Annotated in this window: 19 protein-coding genes and 2 rRNA genes; 4 read left to right on the top strand and 17 right to left on the bottom strand. The window is 29.9% G+C overall.

Annotated features, from left to right (window positions below; all coding sequences use genetic code 11):
* Position 1: 1 nt before the first annotated feature.
* Positions 2-643: a ribulose-phosphate 3-epimerase gene (rpe, locus tag ACH5BF_RS00105; protein WP_423271904.1), complete on the bottom strand. Its 642-nt coding sequence runs from the start codon at positions 641-643 to the stop codon at positions 2-4.
* A 145-nt stretch (positions 644-788) separates the two neighbouring features.
* On the opposite strand from rpe, the gene ACH5BF_RS00100 reads away from it, so the two are divergent.
* Positions 789-1,799 carry a phospholipase A gene (locus tag ACH5BF_RS00100; protein ID WP_423271903.1) on the top strand — a complete coding sequence of 337 codons (1,011 nt, stop codon included), beginning with the start codon at positions 789-791 and terminating at the stop codon, positions 1,797-1,799.
* 4 nt (positions 1,800-1,803) lie between these two features.
* Here ACH5BF_RS00100 and ACH5BF_RS00095 read toward each other — a convergent pair whose 3' ends face one another.
* The 7 genes from ACH5BF_RS00095 to ACH5BF_RS00065 all read right to left on the bottom strand — a co-directional run bounded on the left by ACH5BF_RS00095 (position 1,804) and on the right by ACH5BF_RS00065 (position 7,784).
* Positions 1,804-2,229 carry a c-type cytochrome gene (locus tag ACH5BF_RS00095; RefSeq protein WP_423271902.1) on the bottom strand — a complete coding sequence of 142 codons (426 nt, stop codon included), beginning with the start codon at positions 2,227-2,229 and terminating at the stop codon, positions 1,804-1,806.
* A complete protein-coding gene (locus ACH5BF_RS00090; protein ID WP_423271900.1) occupies positions 2,226-2,810 on the bottom strand; it encodes an NUDIX hydrolase in 585 nt (194 codons plus the stop codon). Before ACH5BF_RS00090 ends, ACH5BF_RS00095 begins: the two co-directional genes overlap by 4 nt.
* Before the next feature lie 50 nt (positions 2,811-2,860).
* Entirely contained in the window at positions 2,861-4,063 is a 1,203-nt protein-coding gene (locus tag ACH5BF_RS00085) for a sensor histidine kinase (protein ID WP_423271899.1), read from the bottom strand.
* The gene (locus tag ACH5BF_RS00080; RefSeq protein ID WP_423271898.1) at positions 4,056-4,715 is read right to left on the bottom strand and encodes a response regulator transcription factor; all 660 of its coding nucleotides are present in this window, start codon (positions 4,713-4,715) and stop codon (positions 4,056-4,058) included. Before ACH5BF_RS00080 ends, ACH5BF_RS00085 begins: the two co-directional genes overlap by 8 nt.
* 58 nt (positions 4,716-4,773) lie before the next feature.
* Positions 4,774-5,559, bottom strand: coding sequence for a hypothetical protein (locus ACH5BF_RS00075; RefSeq protein ID WP_423271897.1), 786 nt, complete (start codon positions 5,557-5,559; stop codon positions 4,774-4,776).
* Between the two features lie 354 nt (positions 5,560-5,913).
* Positions 5,914-6,417: a YajQ family cyclic di-GMP-binding protein gene (locus ACH5BF_RS00070; RefSeq protein ID WP_423271896.1), complete on the bottom strand. Its 504-nt coding sequence runs from the start codon at positions 6,415-6,417 to the stop codon at positions 5,914-5,916.
* Between the two features lie 116 nt (positions 6,418-6,533).
* Positions 6,534-7,784 carry a uracil-xanthine permease family protein gene (locus tag ACH5BF_RS00065; protein ID WP_423271895.1) on the bottom strand — a complete coding sequence of 417 codons (1,251 nt, stop codon included), beginning with the start codon at positions 7,782-7,784 and terminating at the stop codon, positions 6,534-6,536.
* Positions 7,785-7,916: 132 nt separating this feature from the next.
* Between ACH5BF_RS00065 and upp the strand changes: the two genes are divergently transcribed.
* Entirely contained in the window at positions 7,917-8,540 is a 624-nt protein-coding gene (gene upp, locus ACH5BF_RS00060) for a uracil phosphoribosyltransferase (RefSeq protein WP_423271894.1), read from the top strand.
* Here the strand turns inward: upp and ACH5BF_RS00055 are convergent.
* The 7 genes from ACH5BF_RS00055 to ACH5BF_RS00025 form a co-directional block, all read right to left on the bottom strand.
* Positions 8,537-9,307 (bottom strand): Rossmann-fold NAD(P)-binding domain-containing protein, encoded by a 771-nt coding sequence (locus ACH5BF_RS00055; RefSeq protein ID WP_423271893.1) that lies wholly within the window; start codon positions 9,305-9,307, stop codon positions 8,537-8,539. The genes upp and ACH5BF_RS00055 overlap by 4 nt on opposite strands.
* Positions 9,304-10,107, bottom strand: a complete 804-nt coding sequence (locus ACH5BF_RS00050; protein WP_423271891.1) for an ion transporter — start codon at positions 10,105-10,107, stop codon at positions 9,304-9,306. The genes ACH5BF_RS00055 and ACH5BF_RS00050 overlap by 4 nt, the downstream gene beginning before the upstream one ends.
* Positions 10,108-10,111: 4 nt before the next feature.
* Complete coding sequence (locus ACH5BF_RS00045) at positions 10,112-10,498, bottom strand: DUF423 domain-containing protein (protein ID WP_423271890.1); 387 nt, start codon at positions 10,496-10,498, stop codon at positions 10,112-10,114.
* 55 nt (positions 10,499-10,553) lie between these two features.
* Positions 10,554-10,835 carry a hypothetical protein gene (locus ACH5BF_RS00040; RefSeq protein ID WP_423271889.1) on the bottom strand — a complete coding sequence of 94 codons (282 nt, stop codon included), beginning with the start codon at positions 10,833-10,835 and terminating at the stop codon, positions 10,554-10,556.
* A 139-nt stretch (positions 10,836-10,974) separates the two neighbouring features.
* The gene (locus ACH5BF_RS00035) at positions 10,975-11,421 is read right to left on the bottom strand and encodes a phosphoribosyltransferase (protein WP_423271888.1); all 447 of its coding nucleotides are present in this window, start codon (positions 11,419-11,421) and stop codon (positions 10,975-10,977) included.
* 9 nt (positions 11,422-11,430) lie between these two features.
* Positions 11,431-12,723, bottom strand: a complete 1,293-nt coding sequence (locus ACH5BF_RS00030) for an NCS2 family permease (RefSeq protein ID WP_423271887.1) — start codon at positions 12,721-12,723, stop codon at positions 11,431-11,433.
* 181 nt (positions 12,724-12,904) lie between these two features.
* Positions 12,905-14,056 carry an aminotransferase-like domain-containing protein gene (locus ACH5BF_RS00025; protein ID WP_423271886.1) on the bottom strand — a complete coding sequence of 384 codons (1,152 nt, stop codon included), beginning with the start codon at positions 14,054-14,056 and terminating at the stop codon, positions 12,905-12,907.
* A 108-nt stretch (positions 14,057-14,164) separates the two neighbouring features.
* Between ACH5BF_RS00025 and ACH5BF_RS00020 the strand changes: the two genes are divergently transcribed.
* Together ACH5BF_RS00020 and ACH5BF_RS00015 are read left to right on the top strand one after the other, a co-directional pair.
* Positions 14,165-15,028, top strand: a complete 864-nt coding sequence (locus tag ACH5BF_RS00020; protein ID WP_423271885.1) for an AraC family transcriptional regulator — start codon at positions 14,165-14,167, stop codon at positions 15,026-15,028.
* Positions 15,028-15,375 (top strand): DUF192 domain-containing protein, encoded by a 348-nt coding sequence (locus ACH5BF_RS00015; protein ID WP_423271883.1) that lies wholly within the window; start codon positions 15,028-15,030, stop codon positions 15,373-15,375. The genes ACH5BF_RS00020 and ACH5BF_RS00015 overlap by 1 nt, the downstream gene beginning before the upstream one ends.
* An 84-nt stretch (positions 15,376-15,459) precedes the next feature.
* On the opposite strand, the gene rrf is transcribed toward ACH5BF_RS00015, so the two are convergent.
* Together rrf and ACH5BF_RS00005 are read right to left on the bottom strand one after the other, a co-directional pair.
* Positions 15,460-15,575: ribosomal RNA gene (rrf, locus tag ACH5BF_RS00010) — 5S ribosomal RNA — on the bottom strand.
* Positions 15,576-15,756: 181 nt separating this feature from the next.
* Positions 15,757-18,669: ribosomal RNA gene (locus ACH5BF_RS00005) — 23S ribosomal RNA — on the bottom strand.
* Positions 18,670-18,853 lie beyond the last annotated feature (184 nt).

The raw sequence follows: 18,853 nt of genomic DNA, 5'->3' as shown, positions 1-18,853 counted from the left end.
TTTATACCTGTAAACTTTTTATTGCTTTTGAATAGTCTTCATTTCCAAATACATAAGATCCAGCAACAACTACATCAACACCTGCATCTTTTAATTCATGGATATTTTTATCATTTACTCCACCATCAACTTCAATTAGACAGTTTGGATTTCTTTTATTAATTAACTCTTTTAATTTTTTTGCTTTTTCAACAACACTTGAAATAAACTTCTGACCACCGAATCCTGGGTTTACAGACATTAATAAAACCATATCTAAATCTTCTAATAAGTATTCAATTGATTCAGGAGTAGAATGTGGATTTAAAACAATCGCTGGTTTAATTCCATAAGATCTGATTTTTTGAATAAGTCTATGAGGGTGTTTTTCACTTTCAATATGAAAAGAGATATATTCAGGTTTTAAAGGAGCAAATAATTCTACAAAAAAAGTATTATTCTCAACCATTAAATGAACATCAAGTGGTTTTGTAGCAGCTTTTGCTACTGGATTTACAACAACAGGACCAATTGTCATATTTGGAACAAAGTGACCATCCATAACATCAACATGAATCAAATCACATCCACCATCACAAATTGCTTTTATTTCTTCATCTAATTTTCCAAAATCAGCAGATAAAATTGAAGGTGCAACAAGCATATATTAACCTTTATATAAATTTTTAGGGATTATATCATTATCTCTCTTTTATCCTGCGAAAAAAGATATTTACATAATAGTTTTTATTAAAAATAGAAACATAATAACTATTATTGTAAAATTCAAAAAACAAAAAAGAGATAAAATGTTAAAACCTATAATTCTATTTATATTTGCTCTTACTTGTCTTTATGCAAATAAGAGTACAGAACTTTACAAACAAGCACAAGAGTATGAAAAAAAAGATGATTTCAAAAATGCAATGATTTTGTATAAACAAGCATTTGAACTTTCAAATAGTAGCGATGATTACTTAGTTGATAAATCAAAAAACAATGAATATAAAGTTCAAACCTTTACTAAACTTAAAACAGATTTCTATGAAGATTTAATTAATAAAACAGAAGATAAAGAAACAAATAAAGCTGTAAAGCAAATATTAACAAAGAGCTTTGGTTTATACCCATATAAGATGAATTACTTACTTCCTGTTACATTTGATGATAATAGAAAAGATGATAGAGATAGATTTGAAACAAAATTTCAATTTAGTATTGAAAAGCCAATAAGTTATAACTTTTTAGGACTTGATGAATCTATATCTTTTGCATATACTCAAAAATCATTTTGGCAAACAAATGTTGATTCAGCTCCATTTAGAGAAACAAACTATGAACCTGAAATCTTTGTTCAATTTCCATATAAAAATAGTAAAACACTTAAAGGATACAAAATTGCTTTAAATCATCAATCAAATGGTAGAAATAATGAAAACTCTAGATCATGGAATAGAATCTATTTAGAGAGTTACTTACAATTATCAAAACTTTTTGTAATTCCTAGAGTTTGGTATAGAATACCTGAGAAAACTGATGATGACAACCCAGATATAAATAACTATTATGGATATGGTGACTTAAAACTTATTTATCCATATAAAGAACATGTATTTGAAGTAATGGTAAGAAATAATATGAAATTTAACTCTGAGAATAAAGGAGCGATGCAACTAGATTGGACTTTCCCTCTTCCAAATTTCATTTCTTCATCTAACTCATATGGTTTTATCCAAATGTTTTCAGGATATGGTGATAGCTTAATAGATTATGATAAAAAAATAAACAAAATAGGATTTGGTATAGCTCTATCAAGATAGAGCTTTACTTAAGATTCTTCACATAATAATAAATTGCAGCAATTTCTTCTTCTACTAAGAAATATGTAGGCATAACATTTGCATAATAAATTAACTTTTCACAAACTTCTTCTTTAGCAAACTTCTTAGAAGGATTTCTTTTTGAATTAATCTTTTTTGAGAAAACTTTATAATCAGCTTTTTTTATGCTAGGCGCAACTAAATCACACTCATATGTTTTCTTTCTGTAAGTATGAGAAAAAGATACTATTTTTTTCCCCTTAGCATCATCACCATGACAAGTATTACACCCTATTCCTCTTGGATTATTATAAAGCATCTTACCATACTCATATTTTGTAATAAAAGTATTATCTACTTTTATTAACTCATCTACAGCAAATAAATAAAAAGGAACTATTAAAAAGATATAGACTATTAATTTTTTCATTTCACTCCTAAAGAATCTTTATTTTTCATAAACCAATAAAAAGAGAACATAAGCCCTGGTGTTTTAGCTTTACTCTCGTCAAAAATAAATTCATCACTTTTTTCTAAAGGAAGATACATAAGTTCAATCTGCTCATCATTGATTCCCCCTCCACTATGGCAAAGCATAGAATCATTAATTTTTGAGAAAAATAGATGTTGTTTAGAGCCACTAACCCCTACATTTGTATAAAAAGATGTAACTTTTATAATATCTGCTACCTCAACTTTATATCCACACTCTTCATCTATTTCTTCTTTCGCAATTTCGGCTAATGAAATATCTTTATCTACTATTCCTGCACAAAGTTCATAAGTACATAATTTACTACTATCATTTAAATATACAGGTGGTCTAAACTGTTTTACTATTAAAAAAGCGTTTCTTTCTTCATGATATAAAAGTACTGCTACACTATCATGACTCTTTACTGCCTCCCAAGCCTTATCTTTTCCATTTTGATTATATGTTAACTTTAAAGGATGTACAAACTTCGTCTCTTTTAAACTACTTGTTCTAAAATTTTTTATAATATTTTTCATTGTACCTCTTTTATTTTTTGTATTTTAGTGCTTTTATAATAAAAAACTTTTTAAATTTCTTTATCTTTTATATCACATTTTGCACCAACAATTACTGATGAAAAGTCAATATAAAAAGTTGTACCTTCATTAATTTTAGATTCTAAACTTAATTTTAAACCATACTCACTAGATATTCTTTTCACAATATCAAGACCTATTCCAAAACCACCCTCAATGTTATTGCTTCCTCTTTTATATCTTTTAAAAATATCTTTTTGTTCTTTTTTATTAATTCCTATACCAAAATCTCTTACACTTAAAATGTTATCTTTAATTTTTACTTCTATAGTAGAATTATTATGACTATATTTAACTGCATTTGAAATCAAATTATTAACAATTTTTTGAGTTTTTGTCTTATCCATAAATAAAACAGATTCTTCTAAAAATGCTTTTATTTCAATATTTTTTGTAATAGATATATCGTTGAAATACTCAACACTCTCTTGAACTAATTGTTTAAAATCAAACTCTTCGATAACATCTTCATTTGAAGCATTGAAAGCAGAGAAATGTATGTCATTATATATTTGCGAAATCTGCTTAGAACTACTTAAAATATATTTCATCATTTTCTCAGGATTTTTACCTTTTTTTAACATTGAGACAGATGTTAACAACACAGAAATAGGAGTATTTAACTCATGAGCTGAATCTTTTATAAAATTGTCCATATGCTCTACTTTTTCTCTAACAGGCTTTAATAAAATTTTTGCTAATAAATAAGCAATTATCCCTATAAAAACAGAACTTAAGATAAGAACTACAATAATATAAATTTTAAGTTTATTCGTATTTTCATACTCTCTACAAGACTCTAAAACTATATACTCTGTTGGAACTGAGGGTTCATTTAACTTTACTATATAAAAATCATAGATATCTTCTACATATTTACTTTTTGATAAGTCTACATATTTTTCACCTTGCAAGCTAGAATATAGTAACTTTTTATCTTTATCATATAAAGCATATCTTATATGTTCACCTCCAAAGTCTTTGGGGATAAACCTTTTATTTTTCATATAACTATCTAAAATTTCACTTTTAATTTCCATTGAAGCACTTGTTATTTCCATACTACAACTATCTTTTAACATTCTAACTTCATTGTTGTAATATAAATAAAGCATTATACTTATTAAAAATATTGCTGAACCAATATAAATACTTAGAAAACTAATAAGAGCTTTTTTCTCATTTTTATTCAAATTTATATCCTATTCCTCGTATAGTTATAATTCTATCTTTTCCAATAATTTCTCTTAAGTTTTTTATATAAACTCTAATTGTAGCATCTGTTGGCATATCTTCATATGCCCAAATATTTTGAAGTAATTCCTCACTTGAAACTACTCTATTTTTATGAGTGCAAAAATATTTTAAAATATCTCTTTCTTTTTGAGCAATACTTATTGTTTTAGAAGGGGTATTAATTAAACACGAGTCTGGTTCAAACGATATATTGTTATCTATTAAAATTGAGCTATTTTGTTCAATAGAGAACTGTCTACAAAGTTTCATTATTCTTTGATCTAATTCTTCTAAATCAAAAGGTTTTTTTATATAATCATCAACACCACTTTCAAATGAATCTTTTAAATGCTTTGTATCTTGATAAGCAGTTAGAATAATAGTAGGAGTACTATTTTTATAATCCTCTCTAATAGTCTTTAATACTTCAATTCCACTCATAATTGGTGTATTTATATCTAGTAAGGCAAAATCAAACTTTTCATCAATTAAATACTCTAGTGCTTCTTGCCCATTTGTACATAATGTAACTTCATATCCCTTATCTTCTAGATGGTCACTTAACAAATCATTTAAAGCTAAATCATCTTCTAATAACAATACTCTCATATAAATCCTCTTTATAAATATGAGATATTATAATATAAGTTTGTTTATTTCTTGTAAATTAGATTAGTTTTAAAACTTTCATTATTTTTGTTTGAATTAAAACATATAAAACAGAACAAACTAAGGCTAATAAAGTTCCAATAAAAATTCCATATAATTCATATGTATGGAAAACTACAAGTGAGTAAATAACAACTGAACTTAAACCAAAAGGTGTGTTTTTGATAATAGTTCTTGCTTGTAAATTACTATGTCTAAAATGAATTATTAATAATAATGGTAAAAGTATTGTAGGAAATGCAGAAAAAATTCCTGCTAAATTTGGATCAACATATTTAGGAAGGCTTGAAACAATTAAAAAAATACCAATTGTAAGCATAGATCTAAATAATAAATCACTTAAAGATATTTTACCTTTTTTCTCAATTGCATGGTTCTCTTTTTTTGCAAAATATACAGATGATATAAGCATTAATACTATAACTATTAAAGGTGTTAAAACTATATGTGGAGGAATAAAAGATATAATATATGCTATAAAAAGATAAGAAACGAAAGAGATTAAAATACTTATAGTAATCTCTAATTTACCTTTATAAAATGTACTAAAATAATAACCTATACAAAAAGCCAGTGCTGCAAATAGTCCATGAATATTGTATAAAGCTACATTAGTTACATAATCTACACCATTCTCAATTGCAAAAAATAAAAGAGTAATAGAACTACCCACAGGAAGTCCAGATAAAATACCTGATATCTTAGGGCTTAATTTCTCGGCAATAAGACTTAAAGATAAAACTAACACTACAACAGATATAGATTTAATTATTAAAAGTTCCAAGCTAATTTCCTTAGTTTAATGAAGTAAAGACTATGTAAGGCGGTATATTAAAGAGTATTAGGTCACTACAAAAGAAAGAAGAATTCATATAAAGTATTATATAATAACCTATTTGGCGTTGTAGTAAAAGTATGAAAACTACAACTAAATTTACATAGTCCACTTCATTACAATAGCAAAAAAGATAGATAGAAGTGGATTAAAATATTAAGTTTATTAACAGAAAACTAAGGGTTAAGTCTTAATTCCAAAACTATTTCTTCAGGAGTCTTCTATCAACTATCCTTTTTGAACTTTGTAATTATATATAAATTACAATAAATTTCAGATTAATTACATAAAAATTTCATAAATTTATCTAAAATTATCAAAAACTAATGGTGCTTTTAGTTCTAAACCTTTTAAATGCTTCATTACAGCTTGTAAATCATCAATATTTTTTCCAGAAACTCTAATCTCATCACCTTGATTAACAGCAGTTACTTTTAGTTTTAACTTTTTAATTTCAGTTTGAATAGTTTTTGCTTCATCTTTTTCAATACTATCAATAATCTTATAAGTAAACTTTCTATTAGCTCCACTTGAATCTTCTGATTTTAACTCTTCTAATGAATTAATAGAAATACCTCTTTTATTCATCTTTGAAATAAGGATATCTTTCATAGCATCAATTTTATTATCACTTGCACTAACTAATGTTAAAGTTTTTGCACCTTGGTTAAGATCAATCTCTTTTGTAATACCTTTAAAATCGTATCTATTATCAATCTCTTTTTGAGCTTGTATTACTGCATTTTTCATCTCTTGCATATCAAGTTTTGCAGAAATATCAAATTGATGTTCTTTAGCTTTTGCCATAAATGTTCCTTTGATTTTAAAATAAAGACAGATTATATCAAAGAAAGTATTTGTTTATAATTTAAGTAGTTTTAAATATATAGCTAAAACTTAGCTATATATTTAATAAATGAAGTTTATGATTCGTTATTTTCAACTCTTGGTTGAGGAAGAATAAGATTTAAGATAATTCCAACAATAGCACCAAGACCAATACCAGAGAAAGGAACACCACCAAAGTTAAATGTCATTCCACCAATAGAAAATACTAAAATCATTGAAACAATTACCATATTTCTAGGACAAGTAAAATCTGTTTTTGCTTTAACTAATGTTGAAATACCTAAAGTTGCAATGATTCCAAATAATAAAAGCATAATTCCTCCCATTACAACAGTAGGAATTGTTGCAAGTAAACCACCTAATTTTCCAACAAATGCAAGTGCTATTGCACAAAGCGCAGCCCAAGTCATAATAGCAGGATTGTAAGCTTTAGTTACAGTTACAGCACCTGTAACTTCAGAATAAGTAGTATTTGGTGGTCCACCAAATAATGATGCAACAGATGTAGCTAATCCATCACCTAAAAGTGTATTCTTTAAACCTGGCTTTTTTAAATAATCTTGTTTAGTTACATTAGAGATTGCTAACATATCACCAATATGCTCAATCGCAGGAGCAATTGCAATAGGAAGAATAAAGATAATTGCTTGCCAGTTAAACTCTGGAGCTGTAAAATTTGGAATTGCAAACCATGCAGCATTTTCAAAAGCACTAAAATCAACTATTCCATAAATTAGTGATAAAACATAACCTACTACAATACCACATAAAATTGGAACAAGTTTAAACATACCTTTAGCAAGTAAAGATACAAAAACAGTAACTAATAATGATACCATTGAAATAATAATCGCAGTATTAAAATCAACTAATACCATCTCTCCATCACCTGTTTTTCCCATAGCTAAATTTACAGCAACAGGAGATAAGATAAGTCCAATAGACATAATAACAGGACCTACAACAACAGCAGGAAGTAGTTTATGTAAAAAGTTATCACCTTTAAGTCTAATTAAAAAACTAAGAAAAACATAAAGCAAACCAGCGGCTACAAGTCCTGACATAGTTGCTGCTATACCCCATGTTTTAACTCCATGTGAAATAGGAGCAATAAAAGCAAAAGAAGAAGCTAAAAAAATAGGTGGAATAGCTCCTTTATTTACAAATTGGAATACTAATGTTCCAATACCCGCAGTAAAAAGTGCAACACTTGGGTCAAGTCCTGTTAAAATAGGAACAAGCACAAGTGCACCAAAGGCTACAAATAAAAATTGTAAACCTAAAATTGAATCCTTGACTCTAAAATTATAATCAGTGGCGTTCATAAGACCTCTTTATAAAAAAATTAACCTGAAATCATAACAAATTAATAGTTAATAAAAATTAAATTTATATGCAATTTATAAGCAACTTTTCAGTATTATGTAAATTTTAAAACTAAAAAATGGGGATTTTATATGTATAAAGAAAGCTCTAATGTTGTTGTTAAACACTTAGTAAATAGATTAAGAGACACAAGAACTGCATCAAATGAATTTAGATTAACAATTGAAGAAATTTCAAGAATTATTGCAGCTGAAGCTTTAAGTGATTTTGAAACTGTTACACAAAATATTAATACTTGGCAAGGTTCACTTGATGTTGAGATGATTGAAGTACAAAAACTTGTACTAGTGCCTATCTTAAGAGCAGGTGAACCAATGCTTACAGGTATTTTAAGAACATTACCATATGCAAGAAGTGGTTTCTTAGCAATGAAAAGAGATGAAGAGACAGCTTTAAGTAAACTATTTTATGAAAATATTCCAGATATTGAAGATAAAACTGTATTACTTTTAGATCCAATGATTGCAACAGGTGGTTCATTAATAGATGGAATTGATTACTTAAAGTCAAAAGGGGCTAAAAGAATAATTTCATTAAATATATTAGGTTGTCCTGAAGGTATTAAAAATGTTCAAGACGCTCATCCTGATGTGGATATTTTTATTGCTCAAATTGATGAAAGATTAGATGAGAATAAATATATAAGACCAGGATTAGGTGATGCTGGAGATAGAGCCTTTAATACTAATGGCTAATCATAATTCATAGGGTTTTGGTATTTATACCTAAATCCTAAACTCTCAATTTTACTTCCATCTATTATTCTATTTAAAATCTTTTTATCTTCATATTTTAATATAGGTTTTTCAAATTTATATTTTTTTGCATTTGATTCATACAAATCATCTCTTAAAGGATGCTGTTTTGAGCAAAGATTAAAAATACCATTTATGTCATTTTTAATTGCAAAAATTGTTGCTAAAATCACATCGTCCCTATGAATATGATTTATTTTTTTATTAGAACTCTTTAAAACCTTTCCACTAAAATACTTTCCTGCAACTCTATCATATCCCATAAGACCAGAACATCTAAAAATAACATGACTTTTTTTAGCTACTTCTTCTGCTTCATAAACTATAAGTTTAGAGTCCTCTTTTTTTATATTATAATCTTCGGTAAAACTATTCTCAAAAGTTGGATAAATCGAAGTTGAACTAATAAAAAATATCTTTTTTACATTTGAGATTTTAGGGTGATTATAAATTTTTTCTAAAAAAGAAAGGTAGTCTTGAAATTTTGAAGGAGGATAATTGATAAAAACGTAGTCGCTACTAAGTAAAGAATCTAAAGAATGTGTTTCTTTTTCATTTAAAACATAAGGAGTAAATCCCTCATGTTTTAAACTCTCAAATTTTTTATCATCTTTTACAGATACTCTAACTTCATAATCACTTTTTAAACTTGAAGCTAAAGCATAACCTAACCAACCTGTTCCTAGAATTGAGAATGATTTTTTCATGAATCTTTTTTCTTTAATTCATTTATTTCTTGTCTTAAACTTTTTACTTCTTCAAGTAAAATATCAAGTTTTAAACTATCTTCATGTATTTCTTCTTTCATTTCTGCTTCTTGAAGTTTTTGCATTTCTCCAATAATAACAGCAACAAAAAGGTTGAAAAATACAAATGCAGCAATAATTACAAATGATACAAAATATATCCAAGCCCAAGGATATACTTCCATTGCTTCATACATAACATCTGTCCAGTCTTCAAATGTTAAAACTCTAAATAGTGTAAGCATTGAAATTAAGAAGTCTTTCCATAAACCAGATGGTAAATCAACAAAGAAGAAACTTCCAATAATTGCATATATATAGAAGATAATAAACATTAGAATAACAATATCAATGATTGATGGTATTGCTTTTATAAGCATATCAATTATTGCTTTTAATTCAGGTCTTGCAGTAAATAGTCTTAATATTCTAAATACCCTCATAAGTCTTGCAATTGCAGCAAAACTTGATGACTCTAAAGGTAAAAGAGTAATAACAACAATTACAAAGTCAAAAACATTCCAACCTGATTTAAAGAAGTTTACAAACTTCTTTTCAGCAACCATCTTAATAGCTAACTCAAAAACAAAATATACTGTAACAAAATAATCAGCAACTCTTAAAAAAAGATCATAATGACCTTCGACTTCATCTAATGTTTTGAAACCTAAAATTGAAGCATATGCAATAATAATAAATGTAGTAAGATTTGAAAACCATCTAGCATCTCTTATTTCTTGTATTTTTTCAATAGCTGTCATTTAGTTAATCCTTTAAGATTGCATAAGTTGTAAGCAACCATGCTATTATCAATAAAGTTCCACCTATAGGTGTAATTGCACCTAAAATAGGCATATTTAATAATACCAATGCATATAAAGAAAATGAGAAAATTAATAGTCCAGCTAATACTAACCAAGCAGAAACTATTAGTTTTTTTGAATTCTCTTTAAAACTAATAAGTAAAGCAATAATAAAAAGCCCTATAGTATTATAGAAATGATATTCAACACCAGTGTTGTAAGTAGTTAGCATCTTTTCAGATACTATTGATTTTAAACCATGAGCACCAAAGGCACCTATAGCTATAGCTAAAGCAAACAAAAAACTCGCAATAGCAAGAAATTTCTTTGAATTTTGATTAAGCGACATTATACTTCCCAATAATAAATTTTGCGAAGTATATCAAAAAAACGTTAATAGATTGTTATTCTTCAGGTTCTTTCTCTTTTTCCTCTTTTTTCTTAGAGAATCCAGCACCTTTTTTTTCTTTCTTTTTTAGTTCTAAATCATTGATTAATGTTTTATAGTCAATACCTTCTTGATTCATTTTAGCAAAACAAGCAGCAACAGCAGCAATTGCATTAGGTACTTCTTTTTTCTTTTTGTAAGCTTGAATATTTTTTTCGCTTACTTTTATTAAAGCTGTAAATTTTGGGATTGTAAGTTCAGCATCTAAAAGTAGTTTTTTAAATTCGATAAATGTCATTTTTTATGTCCATTAAATTTTTTTTTAGATTATACAGAGAAGTATGTAAAAATTAGCTAAATCTTTTATATTTTATTTATAAAAGTAATATTTTATATAGATTTTAGCCTAAAGTAAAATTACTTTAGACTATGTTTTGTTACTTTACATCAACTTCCCAGAAGAAGTCAATCCACTCATTAGCTTCTCTTACTGTATAGTCTGGTTGTAATACAGCACTCTTTTTATAAAAAAGTGTTGCTAATTTAAATTCTACATTTGGGAACTTTTCATTTAATAACTTTAAAATCTCTTGCATTGTTTCACCTGAGTCAACAATATCATCAACTACTAAAACTCTTTTTGCATGAGAAACATCAGGAATATTAAAAATATTGAATGTATCAAGTTTTAAATCACCCTCGTAATGAATAGAGTTTAATGAATATAAATTTCTCATATCTAATGCTTGTGCCATTAAATGAGAAAGAGTTAATCCACCTCTTGCAACTGCAAGTAAAATCTCAGGTTCATAATCTCTACACTTATCAACTAACTTTTGAGTATCCTCTTTAAATAACTCGTAACTATAATAAAGTTTTTCCAAAAAATATCCTTATAAAATGAATGCTAATGCACTTATGAATGTAATAACTAATATACCTAAATTTAAATCTTCAAACTGTTTTTTACCAATTTTTATAATAGTGTATACTAAAAAACCTGCTGCAATACCATTTGTGATTGAGAATGTTAATGGCATTAAAATTACAATTAAAAATGCCCCCGCACTTGTAGCTAAATCAGAATCTTCAAAATTGATTTTCCCAAGTTCAGTAAACATTAATACCCCAACAACAACTAAAACTGGATAAATTGCATTAGATGGAATTGATTTAAATATTGGTAACATAAATAGTGTAGCGACAAAGAACATTGCTGTAAAAACTGCAGTTAATCCTGTTCTTCCACCCTCTTCAACACCTGAAGCACTTTCAATAAATGCTGTAGTAGTTGAAACACCAATCATAGATCCAGCAGTAGTAGCAATAGCATCTGCCTCTAATGTTTTTTGTAAAGATTTATCATCTTTACTATTTTCTTGGAAAAGTTTAGCTCTTGTTCCAACTCCAGTTAAAGTACCTAATGTATCAAACATATCAGTAATTAAAAAAGTAATGATTACAGGTAATAAAGACAAGCTTACTGCACTCATAATATCTAATTTAAAGAAAATTGGTTCAATTGAAGCAGGTGCAGAAACAATAGCTTTTGGAAGTTCACCTAAACCAAAAGTCCAAGCAACAATAGATGTAATAGATATTGATAAGATAAATGCACCTTTTATTCTATATGCATAAAATAAAAAAGATAAGATTAACCCTAATACTCCTAAAAGTACATTAGGATTTGAGAAATCCCCAAGAGATACAAGTGTTGCTTCATTTGCGCTAATCATTCCCATTTGTTTTAAACCAATAAATGCAATAAAAGATCCAATACCAGCACTGATTGCTCTTCTTAAACTCATTGGAATTGAAGTCATTATCCAAACCCTAAAATTAGTTAGAGATAAAATTACAAAAAGAAGACCTGATAAAAATACAATACCTAGTGCAGTTTCCCATGGCAATTTCATACCAAGTACTAAACCATAAGAGAAGTAAGCATTAAGTCCCATTCCAACACTCATTGCAATTGGAGTATTAGACCATAATCCTGAAAAAAGTGTAGCAAGAATTGTAATTAGTGCAGTTGCTGTAACAACTGCATCCATTGGTAATCCAGCATCAGCTAAGATAAAACCATTTACAGGAACTATATACATCATTGTCAAGAATGTTGTAAAACCAGCAGAAAGTTCAGTACCAACTGTTGTATTATGCTCTTTTAGTTTAAAAAAGTTCATAAGCTTGTCCTTATTTTAAAATTAAGGCGAAATTATACTAAAATTTAAGTAAAACTTAATATAAAAATATAGTTTTTATATATAAAAGTTGTAAAATATTAGTAAAAAAGTATCTAAACTTGATAACAATCAATAATAAAAGAGCAACTAATAATTAAAAAAACTATATTATTTTAGAAAATCAGCTAATTTTTAATGATTCAAAAATAGATAAAAAAACAGTTTTTTTACTTATCTTTAATTCTTCTGCAAGTTCACTTAAAATTTTAACACCTTTTTCTATTTCACTGTTTGTTGAGTTAGTAAAATTTAATCTTACTTCATTTGATTTCTTATTTAAGTAAAAAACCTCCGCTGGAACAATAGCTAATTTCTTTTCTAAAGCTTCTTTTGCAAGTTCCATACTATCGCATTCTAATTTACCATAAATAAACATTCCACCTCTAGGTCTTTCAAATTCAAATGAAGGTAAATATTTTTCTAAACAATCTGCCATATAATTCATTTTTTCTTCATAATTTGCATTTATAAACTCTATATGCTTAAAAATATCATTTTTATTTAAATACTCATCTAAAATCATTTGATTTAAAGTTGCTGTATGTAAATCTAAAGACTCTTTTATAAATAATAACTTCTCAATTAAGTTTTTACTAGCTCTAATCCAACCTACTCTAAGCCCTGGTGCAATAATTTTTGAAAACGAACCTAAATGAAAAGAGTTTTTTACATTTTTTGAAATAGGCGTTTTAAAATCATTATCAAAATCTAAAAATGTGTAAGCTCCATCTTCAATTAAAAAACAATCCGTCTTATTTATAATAGAACTCATAGCTTGTCTTTGAGTAGTATTATACGAAGATGTTGAAGGATTTTGGAAATCACTAATTAAATATAAAAAACTTTTATTATCTATTTTATCTTTTAAATTTGATAATTTAGAAAAAGAATCAATCTTTTTATTTAAAACTCTAAATGAAGCTAAGGCTCCAATATAAGATGGTTCTTCAACAACAACTTTTTTATCAAAAGCTTTTAATATAATATCAAAAGCTTGTTGACTTCCACTAGTAATTAATATTTCATCTTCTGAAGTTGGAAAGTCTAATTTTTCATTATAAAAATTTGCAATTTTTTTTCTTAAAGACTTTAATCCATAAGAAGATGAATATTGTAATGACTTATTATTACTTATTGCTTCTAAAGTCGCTTCTTTCAAATCATTTTTAGGGAAAAGTGTCTCATCAGGTAATCCACCTGCAAAAGATATAAAATCATCATCAATTACATCTAAAATCTCTCTTATATATGATCTTTTAAATTTTTTACTCATTATAATCCCTTTTTTTGTTTGAATTATAAAAAAAATAAAGAATTAAATCTTTATTCTATTTTGCAAAAAAATTGTTTTAGATTGCTCTTTTTTTTGTTATAATAACACATGAAAAAAGAAACAATTCAAGAACGAGCTGATATAGTAAATAAAAGTTTATCATTTATGTATAGAAATATTGAACATGAAATAACATTAGATGATTTAGCAAAACTAAATCATGTCTCAAAATTTCACTTTCATAGAATATTTAAAGAAGAAACAAGTGAAAATTTTTCTGAAATGTTAACTTCAATTAGATTACAAAAAGCTGCAAATCTTTTAATTTCCAATAAACATAGTACAATATCAGAAATACTAAATTCATGTGGATATAAATCTTCATCTTCTTTTATTAAAGCATTCAAAAAAAGATTTATTTATACTCCAAAAGAGTGGAGAAATGGAGCATTTAAAAGATATAGTGATGAATTAAATATTGACAACATCTCTAATAAAATAAAAAATTTAGAGTATGAAATAAAAGTAAATGAAGAAATCTATTGTGCATATATTAGACATAAAGGTTATGATAAGAGTATAAAAAATACTTGGCAAAGATTAAGAGCATTAGCCTATCAAAACAATATAAACAATTATCAAGAAATTGGACTTCATCATGACAATCCATCAATTACACCACTTAACAAATGTAAATATATTGCAGCAATAACAATAGATAAAGAAAATAAAATAAATTCAAATATTTCAACATTTGTAATACCAAAGTCATTATGTGCTGTATTCAAATTAGATGGTAAATATGGAGATATATTAGACTTAATAAGATATATTCATCAAGAATGGATATTAAATGAAGGTAAAGGTTATGAAATCACTACATTACCAATTTATATCAAATATATAAAAAACCATCTAGTAGATAATACAGACTTTGAAATAGAAGTTAATATTCCAATTAAGGTAATTTAATGATTAATATAAAAAAATATAGTTTATTACTTATGATATCTATCATAGCATCAGGTTGTAGTAAAATTAAAGAACCAGACTACTATTCGCAAAAAGGTTATTGTATTGTAAATACAACAGAACAAAGAGCAATAGGTTTAAATAGATTTAATACAAAAGAAGAATTTGCTGATAAATGTAATTCAAAAATGATTTTTCTTTTCCCAAAAGATGAATGTAGATTATTTACAATGAAACAAATGAAATTTGATATTTATATAAAAGATAAAAATAAATCACAAAAATTTAGAATAGGTGAAGAGAAAATCATGTGTGGGGAAGAAGTAATAGAATACCTAAAAGAATAATAAGGGAAAAAAATAGCTAAAAAAAAAGCTTAGTTAAAAACATGTGAAAAATGTTTTGAACTAAGCTTTAGATAAAAACTCAAGAGCTGGCAGCGGCCTACGTTTCCACAAGTGAAACCTGCAGTATTATCAGCGATGAAGTGCTTGACTTCCAGGTTCGGAATGGGGCTGGGTATTTCCACTTCTCTATAACCACCAGCAATATGAGTAAAGAAGATACTGTAAAAAGTATACTCTTTACTCACATTAGGTAATGAGTGTAAAGATAATGTTAAAGTCTTATTGATTCTTAAAAAAATTAATATTTTTTCAAAGAAACTTTGTTAACACATTTATTAAATTTTAATAAACTTAATAAGATAGTAAACCAAGAAATTGATTAAAAAAAAGCCAAACGATCTATTAGTACTAGTCAGCTAAACGTCTTACAACGCTTACACACCTAGCCTATCAACCAGTTAGTCTTACTGGGATCTTCAGGGAAAGTTCATCTTGAAGTTGGCTTCGAGCTTAGATGCTTTCAGCTCTTATCACATCCGTACATAGCTACCCAACGATGCCCTTGGCAGAACAATTGGTACACTAGTGGTACGTTCATCCCGGTCCTCTCGTACTAGGGACAAATCTCCTCAACTTTCCTACGCCCACGGAAGATAGGGACCGAACTGTCTCACGACGTTCTGAACCCAGCTCGCGTACCGCTTTAAATGGCGAACAGCCATACCCTTGGGACCTGCTCCAGCCCCAGGATGCGATGAGCCGACATCGAGGTGCCAAACCTCCCCGTCGATGTGAGCTCTTGGGGGAGATCAGCCTGTTATCCCCGGCGTACCTTTTATCCTTTGAGCGATGGCCCTTCCACACAGAACCACCGGATCACTATGACCGACTTTCGTCTCTGTTCGACTTGTATGTCTCACAGTCAAGCTAGTTTATGCCATTATACTCAACTGGCGATTTCCATCCGCCATGAACTAACCTTTGTAAGCCTCCGTTACTTTTTAGGAGGCGACCGCCCCAGTCAAACTACCCACCAGACATTGTCCTGAATGAGGATAACTCATCCCAGTTAGTAACTCAAATATTCAAGGGTGGTATCTCAAGGATGGCTCACTATGTACTGGCGTCCATAGATCAAAGCCTCCCACCTATCCTGCACAAGAATATCCAAGCTACAGTGTCAAGCTGTAGTAAAGGTGCACGGGGTCTTTCCGTCTTTCCGCGGGTAGGAGGAATTTTCACCTCCACTACAATTTCACTGGATCCCTGGTTGAGACAGCTCCCATCTCGTTACGCCATTCATGCAGGTCGGTATTTAACCGACAAGGAATTTCGCTACCTTAGGACCGTTATAGTTACGGCCGCCGTTTACTCGGGCTTCGATCAAATGCTTCGCATACGCTAACATCATCAATTAACCTTCGAGCACCGGGCAGGCGTCACACCTTATACATCCACTTACGTGTTAGCAAAGTGCTGTGTTTTTGGTAAACAGTCGGGAGGGACTCTTTGTTGCAACCTCTTTAGCTTTCTGGAGCAAGTCCATATACCAAAGTAGGCACACCTTATACCGAAGATACGGTGCTAGTTTGCAGAGTTCCTTAACCAGGGTTCTTCCACGCGCCTTAGAATACTCATCCCACCCACCTGTGTCGGTTTACGGTACGGGCAACATATAATAAACTTAGTGGCTTTTCTTGGCACGACAGTATCATCGATTCCGAATCGTCCCCGAAGGGCGTCAACGGCCTGTAAGATCTCGGTCGAATGTATCCCGGATTTGCCTAAGATACAACCTACATCCTTCGACCCACTATTCCATCAGTGAGCTCGATTAACTCTATGCGTCCCCACATCGCGCTTATATGTTGGTATTGAAATATTAATCAATTTGCCATCGTCTACCCCTCTCGGACTCGACTTAGGTCCCGACTAACCCTACGATGACGAGCATCGCGTAGGAAACCTTGGGTTTTCGGCGTTGAGGATTCTCACCTCAATTCTCGCTACTCATGCCTGCATGCTCACTTCTATCCGCTCCAGCGCTCCTCGCCGGTACACCTTCAACGCTGAATAGAACGCTCTCCTACCACTCAAGTAAACTTGAGTCTAAAGCTTCGGTGCATATCTTAGCCCCGTTATATTTTCCGCGCAGAATCACTAGACCAGTGAGCTGTTACGCTTTCTTTAAAGGGTGGCTGCTTCTAAGCCAACCTCCTGGTTGTCACAGTAACTCCACATCGTTTTCCACTTAGATATGACTTTGGGACCTTAGCTGTTAGTCTGGGTTGTTCCCCTCTCGACATAGGATTTTATCACCCTACGCCTGACTCCTGTGATTACACATATAGTATTCATAGTTTGATAGGGTTTGGTACCGCGGTAAGCAGCCCTAGCCCATTCAGTGCTCTACCCCTATATGCTACTACACAAGGCTATACCTAAATATATTTCGGAGAGAACCAGCTATCACGAAGTTTGATTGGCCTTTCACCCCTATCCACAAGTCATCCGAGGACTTTTCAACGCCCACCGGTTCGGTCCTCCACTGGCTCTTACACCAGCTTCAACCTGCTCATGGATAGATCACTTCGTTTCGGGTCTGCAGCATCTGACTTAATCGCCCTATTAAGACTCGCTTTCGCTACGGCTTCGTACTTGACTTAACCTTGCCAGATACCACAACTCGCAGGCTCATTATGCAAAAGGCAGTCCGTCACCCTGATAAATCATAGGGCTCCGAATGATTGTAAGCTAATGGTTTCAGGTTCTATTTCACTCCCCTCACTGGGGTACTTTTCACCTTTCCCTCACGGTACTTGTTCACTATCGATCTGTAAGTAGTATTTAGGGTTGGAGGGTGGTCCCCCCGGATTCAGTCAAAATATCACGTGTTCCGACCTACTCAGGATACCATTAGAGCTATTGAAAATTTCGAATACAGGAGTATCACCTTCTATGCTGTAGCTTTCCAACTACTTCTTCTATCTTCTTTAGTCTCATATTATGGTCCTACAACCCCCTATGCAAGCATAGGGTTTGCCCTAATCCGCGTTCGCTCGCCGCTACTAACGGAATCTCATTTGATTTCTCTTCCTGTGGTTACTGAGATGTTTCACTTCACCACGTTCGCCCACTTTCGTGTAACATATGTCTCCATATGCTGGGTTGTCCCATTCGGAAATCTCTGGATCAATGCCTCTTGACGGCTCCCCAAAGCTTATCGCAGTCTAGTACGTCCTTCATCGCCTCTTACAGTCTAGGCATCCACCATTAGCCCTTAATAGCTTAATTTTTTATAATTAACTCTTTCGAGTTAACTACCTTGAATAATTATTCCTTGGCTACTATCTTATTAAATCTATCGCTAAATCTAATAAAAAAGTTGTGTTTAAATTGTTTCTTTTTAGTTTCATATAAATAAATTTATATTCGCTAGAAAAATTTTAAGACTTTAACATTATGTTTTTAAATAACT

Source organism: Arcobacter pernae, from assembly GCF_049472135.1.
Taxonomy (GTDB): Bacteria; Campylobacterota; Campylobacteria; order Campylobacterales; family Arcobacteraceae; genus Arcobacter_B.
This window is presented reverse-complemented; position numbering and strand designations above follow the sequence as displayed.

What these genes read in the sequence shown, in the direction of transcription:
- rpe (WP_423271904.1), bottom strand. Translation starts at nt 643, where the DNA reads ATGCTTGTTGCACCTTCAATTTTATCTGCTGATTTTGGAAAATTAGAT.
- ACH5BF_RS00100 (WP_423271903.1), top strand. Translation starts at nt 789, where the DNA reads ATGTTAAAACCTATAATTCTATTTATATTTGCTCTTACTTGTCTTTAT.
- ACH5BF_RS00095 (WP_423271902.1), bottom strand. Translation starts at nt 2,229, where the DNA reads ATGAAAAAATTAATAGTCTATATCTTTTTAATAGTTCCTTTTTATTTA.
- ACH5BF_RS00090 (WP_423271900.1), bottom strand. Translation starts at nt 2,810, where the DNA reads ATGAAAAATATTATAAAAAATTTTAGAACAAGTAGTTTAAAAGAGACG.
- ACH5BF_RS00080 (WP_423271898.1), bottom strand. Translation starts at nt 4,715, where the DNA reads ATGAGAGTATTGTTATTAGAAGATGATTTAGCTTTAAATGATTTGTTA.
- ACH5BF_RS00070 (WP_423271896.1), bottom strand. Translation starts at nt 6,417, where the DNA reads ATGGCAAAAGCTAAAGAACATCAATTTGATATTTCTGCAAAACTTGAT.
- ACH5BF_RS00065 (WP_423271895.1), bottom strand. Translation starts at nt 7,784, where the DNA reads ATGAACGCCACTGATTATAATTTTAGAGTCAAGGATTCAATTTTAGGT.
- upp (WP_423271894.1), top strand. Translation starts at nt 7,917, where the DNA reads ATGTATAAAGAAAGCTCTAATGTTGTTGTTAAACACTTAGTAAATAGA.
- ACH5BF_RS00055 (WP_423271893.1), bottom strand. Translation starts at nt 9,307, where the DNA reads ATGAAAAAATCATTCTCAATTCTAGGAACAGGTTGGTTAGGTTATGCT.
- ACH5BF_RS00050 (WP_423271891.1), bottom strand. Translation starts at nt 10,107, where the DNA reads ATGACAGCTATTGAAAAAATACAAGAAATAAGAGATGCTAGATGGTTT.
- ACH5BF_RS00045 (WP_423271890.1), bottom strand. Translation starts at nt 10,498, where the DNA reads ATGTCGCTTAATCAAAATTCAAAGAAATTTCTTGCTATTGCGAGTTTT.
- ACH5BF_RS00040 (WP_423271889.1), bottom strand. Translation starts at nt 10,835, where the DNA reads ATGACATTTATCGAATTTAAAAAACTACTTTTAGATGCTGAACTTACA.
- ACH5BF_RS00030 (WP_423271887.1), bottom strand. Translation starts at nt 12,723, where the DNA reads ATGAACTTTTTTAAACTAAAAGAGCATAATACAACAGTTGGTACTGAA.
- ACH5BF_RS00025 (WP_423271886.1), bottom strand. Translation starts at nt 14,056, where the DNA reads ATGAGTAAAAAATTTAAAAGATCATATATAAGAGAGATTTTAGATGTA.
- ACH5BF_RS00020 (WP_423271885.1), top strand. Translation starts at nt 14,165, where the DNA reads ATGAAAAAAGAAACAATTCAAGAACGAGCTGATATAGTAAATAAAAGT.
- ACH5BF_RS00015 (WP_423271883.1), top strand. Translation starts at nt 15,028, where the DNA reads ATGATTAATATAAAAAAATATAGTTTATTACTTATGATATCTATCATA.